Annotated in this window: 14 protein-coding genes; all 14 read right to left on the minus strand. The window is 45.4% G+C overall.

Annotated features, from left to right (window positions below; all coding sequences use genetic code 11):
- Positions 1-369 precede the first annotated feature (369 nt).
- Positions 370-1140 (minus strand): AP2 domain-containing protein, encoded by a 771-nt coding sequence (locus E4K68_RS07535; protein WP_135378321.1) that lies wholly within the window; start codon positions 1138-1140, stop codon positions 370-372.
- A 42-nt stretch (positions 1141-1182) separates the two neighbouring features.
- Entirely contained in the window at positions 1183-2436 is a 1254-nt protein-coding gene (locus tag E4K68_RS07540; RefSeq protein ID WP_135378322.1) for a site-specific DNA-methyltransferase, read from the minus strand.
- A 244-nt stretch (positions 2437-2680) separates the two neighbouring features.
- On the minus strand, positions 2681-3298 hold the full coding sequence (locus E4K68_RS07545; protein WP_135378323.1) for a restriction endonuclease: 618 nt from the start codon (positions 3296-3298) through the stop codon (positions 2681-2683).
- Between the two features lie 122 nt (positions 3299-3420).
- The gene (locus E4K68_RS07550; protein ID WP_135378324.1) at positions 3421-3609 is read right to left on the minus strand and encodes a hypothetical protein; all 189 of its coding nucleotides are present in this window, start codon (positions 3607-3609) and stop codon (positions 3421-3423) included.
- A 212-nt stretch (positions 3610-3821) separates the two neighbouring features.
- Complete coding sequence (locus tag E4K68_RS07555; protein ID WP_135378325.1) at positions 3822-4295, minus strand: hypothetical protein; 474 nt, start codon at positions 4293-4295, stop codon at positions 3822-3824.
- Positions 4292-4939: a hypothetical protein gene (locus tag E4K68_RS07560; RefSeq protein WP_135378326.1), complete on the minus strand. Its 648-nt coding sequence runs from the start codon at positions 4937-4939 to the stop codon at positions 4292-4294. Before E4K68_RS07560 ends, E4K68_RS07555 begins: the two co-directional genes overlap by 4 nt.
- Entirely contained in the window at positions 4932-5186 is a 255-nt protein-coding gene (locus E4K68_RS07565; protein ID WP_135378327.1) for a hypothetical protein, read from the minus strand. Before E4K68_RS07565 ends, E4K68_RS07560 begins: the two co-directional genes overlap by 8 nt.
- Positions 5173-5457, minus strand: coding sequence for a nucleotide modification associated domain-containing protein (locus tag E4K68_RS07570; protein WP_135378328.1), 285 nt, complete (start codon positions 5455-5457; stop codon positions 5173-5175). Before E4K68_RS07570 ends, E4K68_RS07565 begins: the two co-directional genes overlap by 14 nt.
- Positions 5458-5472: 15 nt before the next feature.
- Positions 5473-6807 (minus strand): DEAD/DEAH box helicase, encoded by a 1335-nt coding sequence (locus E4K68_RS07575; RefSeq protein ID WP_135378329.1) that lies wholly within the window; start codon positions 6805-6807, stop codon positions 5473-5475.
- Complete coding sequence (locus E4K68_RS07580; protein ID WP_135378330.1) at positions 6804-7076, minus strand: VRR-NUC domain-containing protein; 273 nt, start codon at positions 7074-7076, stop codon at positions 6804-6806. The genes E4K68_RS07575 and E4K68_RS07580 overlap by 4 nt, the downstream gene beginning before the upstream one ends.
- 259 nt (positions 7077-7335) lie before the next feature.
- Complete coding sequence (locus E4K68_RS07585; protein ID WP_135378331.1) at positions 7336-9687, minus strand: virulence-associated E family protein; 2352 nt, start codon at positions 9685-9687, stop codon at positions 7336-7338.
- A 156-nt stretch (positions 9688-9843) separates the two neighbouring features.
- A complete protein-coding gene (locus E4K68_RS07590) occupies positions 9844-11787 on the minus strand; it encodes a DNA polymerase (protein ID WP_135378332.1) in 1944 nt (647 codons plus the stop codon).
- A complete protein-coding gene (locus E4K68_RS07595) occupies positions 11775-12065 on the minus strand; it encodes a hypothetical protein (RefSeq protein ID WP_135378333.1) in 291 nt (96 codons plus the stop codon). Before E4K68_RS07595 ends, E4K68_RS07590 begins: the two co-directional genes overlap by 13 nt.
- A 19-nt stretch (positions 12066-12084) precedes the next feature.
- Positions 12085-12618, minus strand: a complete 534-nt coding sequence (locus E4K68_RS07600) for a DUF2815 family protein (protein ID WP_135378334.1) — start codon at positions 12616-12618, stop codon at positions 12085-12087.
- Positions 12619-12640 lie beyond the last annotated feature (22 nt).

Here is a 12640-nt window from a genome sequence, read left to right on the forward strand (position 1 = left end):
CCATATACCCCCTCGGCGTTCACTCTCCCCGACCTGTCCTGACGCTGTGACACGCCTTGCACAAACACATCAAATTACTCTTGACCAAACGCAGTGCTGGGTACTCTCTAACTTTCTTGATGTGGTGGACCTCCTTTGCTGAGGTCAACCTTCCAACAAGCAAACAGTCATGGCACAAAGGATTCTCCCTGAGAACTATTTTCCGTAGCCTCTCCCAGTTGCGATCATACCCACGCTGCCTCGCCGAGCCTCGATACCTTTCGTACTCATTGACAACCTGCTGATGCTTGACGCAGTACCCACCCGCTTCCCTAGTTAGTTGTTTGCATCCTATCTGCTTGCAAGGCCTTAATGCTCTCGCTGGCATACCTACTTAGTCACATCTTGGTGGGCTACTGTTTCGCCTCCGCGCAATAAAAAAGACACCCGCTCAGGTGTTTTTTCACCAAGGCTATTCAAACGAGCAAACTCTCCAAAATATCGCAAAGCCGCTTGGTCATATGCTTGGCTGGCTTTGATAACTGTGGGATGGTATCCGAGATGAATTTTTCTCCCATCAACACCTATATAAGCTTCATATTTATTGTGTTTGGAGGAATACCAGACACCTTTGGCTCCGCTTCTATTGTTTTTCTGAAGTCCTTTATTTCTTTTATTTTCGGTATCTGTAGCAAATCGCAAATTTAATTTCCTATTATCGGATCTAACCATATTCTTGTGATCAATTTGAACATCCTTTGGTGCAGTCATAATGAGCCGATGCTGTAAAATATATATGCCATCTACATAAGCTGACGCACTGCCTGTTCCAGTTTGATACCAAGTGTATGCTTTAACCTTCTCATAATCATCAATGTCAAATAGAAACTCTGCCCCGTTTGGGAATGTCCCTATCATATAACTCCCATCGTCTGATAGACTATAACTGTTAAAATTGCAATGCTGACACTTTTTAGTACGGCCAGATATTAGTGCATATCCCGTTGTAATTCGTTCCCCACCACAGTCGCATTTACAATACCAAAGCACATGCTTGTTTTTATCACGTCCAGTTTCCTCTATTACAGTGAGACTTCCGAACTTCTTTCCTGTTAAATCCCTTTTGTGGGACATAGGCATCCAGCCTTTCTTTTTTGGCATCAAAAAAAGAGCTTAAAACCAGCTCTTGTTCAAAATTCTGACTTAATCTTGTTTAATATTTTCCCACGCTATTTTTTCTCCCCTGCACAATAAAAAGACACCGGCGCTATTGCCAGTGCTTTCGATATATCGTTTCACAATTACGTCTGCATACTTAGGATCGAGTTCCATCATGTGACATATTCTTTCCGTCTGATCCGATGCTAGGAGTGTTGTACCTGAGCCACCAAACAAATCGAGAACCAAATCACCTTTATGACTTGAGTTCTGTATGGCCTTTGCTACAAGAGCTATTGGTTTCATCGTTGGATGCTCTTCCGACCGTTTCGGTCTTGGTATATCCCAGACATCGCTTTGCTTTCTATCTTCTAGAGGAACAAGCCTCGGACTACCTTCCAGCCATCCGTACCAAATCGGCTCGTACTGAGTGTGGTAGTCTTTTCGGGATAGGACCAATGAGTCCTTTCTCCAAATGACTGTGCTCGACCAGTGATAACCCGCCTCAGTTAAAACCTTCATAAGATTTCCCCACTCCTGAGCACTCATCACGATGTAGGTCATACAGCCGGGCTCGCAAACGGCTTTCATAGCGCTGAAGGTCTTTTCCATAAACTCCTTAAATTGATCGGTTGGCATACTGTCGTTCATAATGGAGCGCGACTTCCAGCTTGGGTGGTTGGTACTCGAACCATAGTCTACATTCCATGGGGGGTCTGTGAATACGTGCCGCGCCTTTTTGCCGTTCATAAGAACTCCGACATCGTCAGGAGAAGTGCTGTCCCCGCACATCAATCGATGCTTACCCAAAAGCCAAACGTCGCCGCGCTTACTCATTGGGGTTTTAATTTCTTCAAGTGCCTTGGTCGCGTCGAAATCGTCCTCTTTTACATCCTCGTCAGTGGCAACTAAGTCACGAAGATCGGCGGCCTCAAAACCTGTAAGAGAAACGTCAAATCCACTTTCGCTTAGGTCTTTCAGTAAGTCCTCTAATAGTGGGGCATCCCACTCGCCGGATATCTTGTTAAGAGCGATATTCAGTGCCTTTTCCTTTTGCTCATCCATATCAACCACAACACAGTCTATTTCCTTAGCGCCTTGTTCAGCCAATATCTTGAATCGCTGGTGGCCGCCCACAATGTTTCCGGTTTTCTTGTTCCAGATAACTGGCTCGACATACCCAAACTCTTCAAGGCTCCTTCGGAGCTTCTCATATTCTTCATCACCAGGCTTTAGGTCTTTGCGAGGATTATATTTTGCTGCCTTTAATTGTTCTGCTGGAACTTTTCGTATATCCATATTTCCTCCTTCTGTAAATAAAAAAGGAGCCTCTTTCGAAGCACCTAGTTTTTGTGTGTAAAGTTACTGGAAAGAAAGGCAAGACTAATTTCGTTTCTTGGATCTTTATCGAAGTCAATTAGTTATATTCTCATCTTTAAAACTTTATCGCTGAAGGAATCCTCATTTATGGATTGAGTCTTCTTGGGCTGAAAAAGAAACCTACAAAACAGTCTTGAAGAATACAATTTGTTAACTAAATGATTTAAGTTTTTATCCATATTACCGTGGGTAAATATTTTCGAAGAGAATAAGGAAATCGTTTTTGACGTGCTGAATATAGGAATTCAACTAAGTTATGTCTTTCCCAAAGTTCAACACCATGTTCGGCAGCTAATCGTTTAGCAGATGGCCCAAAGTGTTGGTTGGTTATTGCAGCAGCAGCGTTTGCTTTGTAATGTATCTTCGCATTTAAGACTTCCTTGATAGCCTTCTTGTCAACCACTCCACTAGCCTTTTTCTTAGCCTGGATAACGGTCTTCCCCTTTTGTGTTTCTAGTATCAAATCCGCACCCTTATCTCCAGTTAATGGCGTTCGAGTGGTTTTATGACCAAGGTCTTTAAACAAAATCTCTAACCAGATTTCAAATGAGCCACCATCCATGCTATCAGTATGCTGTATCCCCTGCCTGCGGATTCTGTGCAGTCTGTATGCTTTCCTTGCGTAAATTCCACCTGGAATGAATGCCTCAGTTAATACACCCCATAAGGTATGGGTTTTAGTACCATAAATGAAAAAGGGAAGTCCGAGCCCCAAAAGCCATATTTCACTAGAAGTAAGTTTAATAGAGTAGGGCTTTAATTTGATCGTCTTATCTGACACGCTAATACCTCACAAAATTTTGATTATCTTTTATTTATTATTAAGCAAGTTAGACAGACATGTCTGGAAGGTAGTACCAGAAGTAATTTGATTTTTATGCAGCTATACGGTTGTTACTCCTTTTATAAAGGTCCTCGAACCCCTTTATTCTTCCGCATCATTCGTTCGTATTCCTTAAACTCATCACTGTCGTCAATATCAGTGGTCATACTGATTTCGTCTTTGCACCGAGTTCCGTTCCACAGCTTGCAGTTGACGCAGTTGACTATCAAACCCGGTTCATTTGCTTCAAACCGTCTGCATTTACTCATTGTTGTCACTCCTAATATGAAAGGTCCAAAAAGATAACGCGGCCCGAAGGCCGCGCTTTATAGTAAAAATTGAGAGGAGAATGGAAGAATTAGAAAAGGCCCTCGGACAAGTTGTCCAAGAGCCTTTATTAATCTTTTCCACATCATAATTATAGCACGTATTTTGTCTCACGTGTGTTCCGACTTTGTGTCATACATGTTCCAACTTTGTGTCATCCTACCATAAGAATCTCCTGGTACATTTTAGTGATTTCTGCAATAGCTTTTAACCGATACCTGTTTATTGATGATCGTGAAAGATTATATTTAGCGCCAATTTGCGCAGAATCCATCCCGTTGATGAACAGGTCGGTGGCGACATCGGATAGTTCCTTTTCCAATAAACTGATACAAAGCTCTAAAAAATCAATATCACTCTTCAGTGCGTTGTGTCTCCCAATCAATTCTTGTAATATTTCCTTCCCTTGATTATATGAAACGTTTTGGTACTCAAGTGCGATCCTCAATGTTTTATCCGATACCCCGCTTGTCGTAACCCTCTCACCTTGAGGACTTGTAAAGGTCAGCTCTTCGATAATATGATCCCCGCTTAGGCCGGAAAAATATTTAATTCTAAATGCTAGAAGATCAAGTGTGCGTTTCAGTTCTTTATAATTCGTGAGCAGCGCCTCTACATTCGTCATCATATTACTCCTTGCTTTGCAACAATTAATTCGCTGTAAGGGAGTGATTCGAGAATCTTACAAAATTCTCTAAACTCTCTTTGTTTATGATGCTCTCTGGCATGGTATACATTTCTTAGATTTTCAAAGCTACCTGTCCACGTCGAGAGAAAATTATAATTTTGAGGTAAATCTAAGATAATGTCTCTCCATAGCTTTCTAGCATCTTTAACATCCGTTTTCTTTAGTTGCTGATACTCTTTGATCCGTCTATTTATATCTTCAAGAACGTACTTCCTTAATGGAGTAATATTGATCTCTCCATCTTCGTCATCGACACTAAAATCTCTGAAATCTAATGTTCTAGTTCCTAGTTTGTGCATCCTGCTTGTGCTGTTTTTGGTTGTGGCAACTTTATAGGTATCAAAATCCCACCACCAGGACATAGGTGCTGTTATATCCATAGAGACAAATATCTGCCTCATAAATTTGGAGTGATCTGAACCAGCCTTAACAAGTTTCAGGGCTACTTCTAAGTCTTTTTCTCCTAAAACGAATTCACCAGATATATATTTGCTGTCTGATTGACCCCAACTTTCAAGGGGATTTCTCATGCCCCTTAAAGCGCCCTCAAAATTCATGACTTCAATTTCTTCTACTTTAATCATCTCTCGCTTCCTCCTTGCAGCATGACTTAATAAACTTAATCGCCATAGCCCCAACTTGGATCGCCTCTTCGAGCATCCGGGTCTTGTCCTGCTGCCTCTTTTTAATCTCATCCCACAGTTCGTTCATTTCTTCTAGCAGCACAGCATACCCTTCGTGCGGAGAATGGAATTGTGGGTACATTTTATTCGCGCGGGTGAGTTCAACCAGCATTAAAAAGACGGTATCATACTCCTTAATATCGTCCAACTTGCGCGGCTCCTTTCCTGTAACATAACTCAAGAGTGCAATACCCGATGATGTCCTTGATTGTATCCTCCACAGCCTCGGTCGTGATTTGGGCCGGATGCTCGACCAAGGTGTTCAGCCTGTTGATCTTATCTCCGAGCCTTATAAGGAAGGAAATCTCGCCGAATTCCTCTCGTAGCTTGTCATATGACCGCCCATAGTCATGGTTCTTTTGCTCAAGCAACTCCGCAATTGGAGTCAGAACCTCTGTAAACTCATTGATTCTTTGCATTTTTAGCTTCCCCCTTCAAAGTCTCGCTCGCACAGCCCTCAGAAGCGTAGCCTGTCCAGCTTCTTTGCGGTCCAGCGCCGATATAACATCCTCATCAACAGTTCCGTCAGTGACGATATGGTTCACGATTACTGTCTCGTTCTGCCCCTGTCGGTGCAACCGCCCATTGGCTTGTTGGTATAACTCCAAACTCCAAGGGATTCCATACCAAATGATAATGTGGCCTCCGGCTTGAAGGTTTAAACCGTGCCCGGCTGAAGCAGGATGAGCGAGTGCCACGTCGATGTCGCCATCGTTCCATTCGGTTATATCCTGTGAAGTCTTTAACTCCCTAGAGTTCTTGAACAGTTCTTTGATCCTGTCCCGGTCGTGTTTAAATGCGTAGAATATAAGGATGGGCTTCCCATTCGCGCTCTCCCAGAGATCCTCAAGAGCGTTCAGCTTGCGTCGATGGATCTTCCGAACAGCACCAAACTCATCATAGACAGCACCGTTAGCCATCTGTAGCAGCTTGTTTGAGAGAACCGCAGCGTTAGTCGCATCGATGTCGCCGCCTTTGAAGGGTAACAGCATGTCCTTTTCCAGTTGTTTGTAGAGGGCCTTTTCCTTCTGGGACATTGTGACACGCACATAGTTGTTGATCCGGTCAGGCATATCAAGGAAGTCTTGGGCTTTCATACTCACACAGATGTCTGCAATCTTTTTATAGATTGCTGCCTCAGCATTTGGCTTTGGCTTCCAAGAGTAAATCACTTCCTGGTTCCGCTGGTCTGGCGTAAAGTACCTATCACGATACCCCCCGAGTGTTTTTCCGAGGCGCTCGCCCCGGTCGAGCAGATACATCTGTGGCCACAAGTCCAAAAGTCCATTCGGCGCTGGTGTTCCGGTAAGTCCTACGATCCATTTGATGAGAGGTCTTACTTTCCGCAGCGCCTTGAAGCGGATTGACTTGGAGGACTTAAAACTCGACAACTCATCTATCACAACCATATCGAAGGGCCACTTTGCTCCATAGTGCATGACCAGCCATGCTACGTTCTCGCGGTTGATGATATAAATGTCAGCTTTGGTTTTGAGGGCTTCCAGACGCTTTTTCTCAGGTCCTAAAACCTTAGAAACCCTCAAGTGTTTGAGATGATCCCACTTCTCACACTCTTTACTCCAAGTGTCCTCGGCCACCCGGAGAGGTGCTATCACTAGCACCCTGCGGGTTTGATGAATAAGCTCATTGATTGCGGTTAATGTGATGACCGTTTTCCCCATCCCGAGGTCTAAAAACAACGCACACGCTGGCTTGTCTAGGATCTGTTTTGTTGCAAACTCCTGATAATTATGAGGGGTATATTTCATAGAAGTCCGACCAACTCTTGTATCTGCTCCTGGTTGTTTATCACCCAAACAACGTGCCCCAATCCAAATAGGGTGTGGGCCATTTTTACTTGTTTAGGTGAGAGGATACCTCCTGGAGCCTTAAGCTCTACAAAGAACACCCGACCATCGGGGGCAAGCACTATCCTGTCAGGTACTCCAGCAGTACCGGGCGAGACAAATTTTAGAGCGAGGCCGCCTTTTGCTTTGACCGCTAACCTTAGTTTTTGTTCAATCTGACGTTCTAACAATGAAGCACCTCTATTCGATTTTGTTGCCAATGTTGCCGTGTTGCCCCTGTTTTCCTAAAGTTTAAAAAGCGTGTATTCAGGATATATAGTGTTGGTTTATTGTCCCTATCCTGTTTTTAATCTTTTATAATATATATAGGCAACAATGACAACAAACACCCTCAAACCAGCTCCCTCCTAAGGCTTAGGGGTGTTGCCGTTTTATGTTGCCGATAGGTCTTTTAAGGCAACACGGCAACATAAAAGGGTGTTGCCGATCTTAATCCCTCATATATCCTCTTTGGACACCATAATACTTAAATCTGAGCTTTCCTGGGTTCCGACTCCAACCCTTGGCATGATCCAAAATACCCCTGATTTCTCTGGACTGGGAATTGGTGAGTTGCTTCGGATCTCCCCCAAAACACTCGCACCATACTTCTACGGCACACACCTTAGTTCGCTTAACTTTCCCTTCGCCTCTTGTGAAGTCCCCGGTAAGGAACAGTCGTCTTTCGCTTAAGTCCATGTCGTCCCAATCTTCAGGAAGAAGCGTTTCCAGATAATCATAGATCATACCCGCCTTGTCACTTTCCACGGTGTGCTCGGCTTGAACAAGGTTAGCGTAATCCTCAAGTTCCTGCGGGAGAAATAATTTTTCCCCGGCATGAAACGCTTGGACTGCTTCAGCCCACACTTGGTCAACGTTTAAGTCCTGCCACATATCGTTTTTACCCTTACCCACGTTAATCGGCCAAAAGCGTCTGCCCCCTGTTGTATCTCTTAGGCACTCATAATCATTGGTGGTTCCTAAAAAGACACACTGGCGTGGATGCGCCTCCGTTCGCCTGCCGTATGCCGAGCGAAAGATGTCCTCTTGCTTCGTGATAAAGTGTTTCAGCGCATCAACGTCCGCCTTTTTGGCTGCTGATAGCTCGCCCATCTCGATGAGCCACACTCCTTGCAATTGCTCGTAGGCTTCTTTTCCGGTTACGCTCGCCAGGCTGTCTGAATACCATTTGCCGCCCAGCATTTTAATGAAATAGCTCTTTCCAAGGCTTTGTTTACCAATCATTAGAAGCATATAGTCAAACTTGCACCCTGGGTTAAAGATCCTCGCGACCGCTGCGCACATCATCTTTCGTGTTGCAGCCCGCGTGTACTCGTGGTCTTCAGTTCCGAAGTAATCAATGAACAGGGTGTCGAGGCGCTTGATTCCGTCCCAAGTGAGGCTGTTCAAATACTCTTTAACGGGGTTAAACTTGTTCTGCTCAACAATTACAGACAATGCATCCATAGTTTTTCCGGTGTGACTAATGCCATAGTACCTTTCTAAATAGTGTCGCAGGGCTGCGTCGTCCGAATCCAGCCAGTAAGTGTTCTCATCCATCACGCGCCAAGGTAAATCTCTTAATAGCTCAATACGACTGGCGAACTGGTTGTACCCGATGGTTTTCCTTAGGTTTGGGTCGTTCTCCATGATCAAACGAATGTTATCGATGGTTGCTTTCAGCGTTCCATCCGTTTTATATTCTAGATTCTTGGCCCAGTCTTCAGTGTCCTTAAATTCTTCCTGCGCCGCTGCCATACTCTCAGCCATAAGCTGCTGCTTAACAGCCCCATCGTTGACCGCTAACTCCTGCATCGCTTTATAGGATGGCAGTTTGCTTGGTGGTGTGCTCTCATCTACTCCATCATCCAGAGCACCAAACAGGTGTATTCGTGTTAAATCGAAAGCGTTAACAAGCTTTCCACTTATAGGGTCTGTAGCATGGTGTGAAAAAGCGAAAGTGTCGTCGTCATATATAACCAAGCCCCCAGAAGTTGATCCACCAACATAGCTGTATCGATCCTCCACATCACATGGGGCATAAACTTCTGGAAGAAATGTTTCGATGGCTGCGCTTATTGGATATGCCCTGTTAAAAGCCCCAAGAGTGCCCCTCTTCGCTAGTGGGTCGCCCTGTTTAGCAGCTAACTTCTTGTGCTGCTGGCCCACTCGCGAGGACACCGGCCAGCTCGAAGCATCCTTCCAGTCGTCATACTTAGCAAGGATTTCATCCGGGTTTAACCAAGGCCCATCTTGTATTTCAAAAACGTGTTTACCGTCGCTCGATGTGCTCCCCCAGTACATTAGCCGCGCAGGTTCGTAGCTAGTGTCATCAAACTGCTCGATGCCAATTTGACTTGCAAACATATGCCCCAAAGCTGCGTACTCATCGGGGGATACCACTCTTGCAAATGGTGCAACGAGCCTGAGTCTTGGGTTCTCTGGTGTGTGCTTGTGCGTGCTATAAATGCATAAGGCACTTCCATTGAACATTTTTATGGTTTCCCAAACATCCGGTTGAGCATAATCCAAGTCGAGGGTGAGAACGCTGCGGAACACAACGCTCGTGTTCTTACGCACCCCACCTTCGAGTTTGCCACCAACCATGCCCCCAGTGTCTTTAATATTGTCCTGTTTGTCTTTGGGCATCTTCAGATATTCTGCAACAGTTTCCCCAGTGTAGGTCGGCTGAGAGAGCTTTTCTGCCAGCTCCGACCACTTCATATCCCTTTGTGCCCATACCTTCTCCGTTCGTGAGCTACCCACTGAGATGGTTATATTGCCATCATGGTTTAAATTCATTGTTCTCCCCCTTAACGATTTAGCCAGATTAACACTTGTAAACAAGCTATCGAGACAAGCGAGAAGTAGATCGCAGCCAAGGTGTTACCGTAGGCCATATCCCCAAAACCTGTAAGCATAAATACTAATGCTAATAAATCCATTCGACTTCCCCTCTTACTTCTTATAAAACTCTGCTTCAAATCCGTCTGCTTTTAATGGCAACCCTGCGGCCCAGCTTATTGGCTGGCCCATTATGCTGCACACATCCTCCAGCGACCCTTCTCCGATTGGTGCGGTGATTACAGCTTCATCGTGGACATGAAATGCTATCTTGTATCCAGCTTTGTCGATTCGTAGCATAGCTTCTGCGAGGCAATCGCGTGCGACCGCCTGAGTGATATTCTCCACCAATTTGGGTCCATAGGTGTCGATCAGGCCCCATTGTTTGTTCTCGCCGATTCCCTCGTATACAAGGCCCTCGCGGTCAAACTTGTTAAGTTTCAGCTTCGGTTTGATATAGGAGAGATTCCGGCCCGAAGGAAGCGTGATAAACAATATCCCGCTCTTGAATATGAACTTAATATCGCCGACCGATTGTGGGATTCGATTCTTCACCGCGTTAATCGCAGCCTTGTCCACATCCCACCAAAACTTTGTAATGTTAGGATTCGCCGCACGCCATGCTACAACAAGTGGTTTCAGCTCATCTTCTTTGACCCCCATGGTCAGTGCTCCCATCGCTGTTAAAGCACCGACGCTGCCGCCATACCCAAGAGCAAGCTCTGCGATCTTCCCTTTTTGCCTCAACTCATACTCCGGGTTCCCTTTAACGATGCGCTCAATTGGGACCTTAAACATCTGTGAAGCTGAAGCTTCGTAAATCTTCCCATGAGTCTTGAACACTTCCATGCGCCACGCTTCACCTGCGAGCCAAGCGATGACCCTCGCCTCAATTGCCGAGAAATCGGCGACGATAAACCTGTGGCCCTTATCAGGGATAAAGGCTGTGCGAATGAGCTCCGAGAGCACGCCTGGAACACTTTCGTAAAGCATTTCAAGGAAGTCGAACTCCCCGGACTTCACTATATCCCGCGCGTCTTTTAGGTCAGGCAAGTGGTTTTGTGGGAGGTTCTGAACCTGAACGAGCCGCCCCGCCCATCTGCCAGTCCGGTTGGCCCCATAAAATTGGAGCAAACCTCTTACCTTATTGTCCGGGCAAACCGCCCGCTGCATTGCGTTGTATTTTTTGACAGATGTTTTTGCCATCTCCTGCCGTAACCGGAGTAGCTTTTGAATCTCACCCTGAGATGTTCCAGCCATCTCAGCCACAACCTTTTTAGAAAGACTTACCACCTCTATCCCGTTATACAAGAGCCAATCTTTGAGTTGAGCCACCGAGTTTGGGTTGTCCAATCCGGTGAGTTCTTTTGCCTCGTCGGTAACGCCAGCCTTGTAAAGTTTGTCGCACTCGATTGCGTTTTCAACGAGCTTGGTATCGATCAAAACTCCCCGGTCGTTGATCCTTTGGTCGAGTGTCCATAGCTCTTGTTCCTTATTGGAAATGGGGAACTTTGAGAGCTTTACCCGAATGGCCCTTTCAACCTCAACGTCTTGTTTGCAATACTCGCTGAAAGTGGCCCACTTTTCTGAGGCATGGATTTGGCTGTTCCTCGTTCTACCGCCATTGACTTTTGTTGGTTTGCAAGGGCTGCAGAAGTATCGAATAAGTGCCTTACCTGCAGTCATTTTCTGCTGCTCTAAGTCCAGAACTTTCGCTACCCCCGCTAAATGAAGGGGAAGCCCCAACATCGCCGACTGAACCGCTGTGCAGCGCCAAGAGTCTGATGCTAGGAGCTTCCTCAAGTAGACCGATAAACAGGTTCGTTCAAATGCGGCATTAAAAGCGGTTTTGATGATACTATCGTCGGTCAAAGCCGCTAATACATCCGTCGGTATTGTTTTACCAGCCGCTAAGTCCACCAGTTGTACCGGATCATCGTTCCAAGCATAGGCGAAGAGGAGTATCTCGAAGGCAGGGGCCGAGGTGTACGAGTACACCCCGACCTTCTTTAAATCAACCGTTGAGAAGGTTTCGATATCGATTCCTAGAACGTCCATGAGAAGGCTTCCCGAAGAATATCAAGGCGAAACTCGTTACCATCCACCGCAACATCATGTTTTCTACTTAGATGGAACGCAACGCTTTTTAACATCTTTAACTCTAAAGGTTTTATTGGTTGGCTTGACATGGCAGCATACTCTTCGACAGTGTAATACTCGTCGTCTAAAATTATATTTCCGAGGGTTAAAATGGACTCTTGATGCTCATTCTGTATTTTTATAATCTCTTCCAAGACTCTCGCATGGTTTCTAAGAGCCTCTCTGATCTCATCCATTGTTAATTCCCCGCCTTTCTTAGCTTAAAAAGTCGTCATCTTCCGGGATGATACAAAAGTCGTCCTCAGCTTTGTGCCTAACCCCGCCAAGTGACTCACCATCGGCGACCTTTTGGATTCCGTTAAGCGTGGAAGTTACCCCTTTATTCAGCCCTGCGTTGTAAGGGTAAATGTCTAAACTAACTCTGGCATAACACCCGGAATAAACCTCTGTCGTGTCTAAGATCGGTTGTACCTTATGATCCACGATATACGGTCTGTTCTTATTACTTGTGTTGATAAAGTAGTGACCGTGGCAGGATTCATCCTCTTCCAAATCCCCATCTTTCAGCATCTTGGTGTTCTTCTTACCCGCGAAACCCGCACCAAACTTTGCGATCCCGGCCTTTTCTGCCTCGGCCTCTGCCTCCATGAGCTTGGCGACTGTTTCTTTATCTGTCTTAGGAATTAATACCCGACAAGTGTGTTTCGGATCGCTGCCATTTACCGATACTGGTTCCGATACTCTCACATAAGAGAGTCTTGCTTTTCCTGTTACAACTTTAATAGCCATTTTCAAATTACCCCTTTTTTCT

The sequence above is a fragment of the Desulfosporosinus sp. Sb-LF genome (genome assembly GCF_004766055.1).
Taxonomy (GTDB): Bacteria; Bacillota; Desulfitobacteriia; order Desulfitobacteriales; family Desulfitobacteriaceae; genus Desulfosporosinus.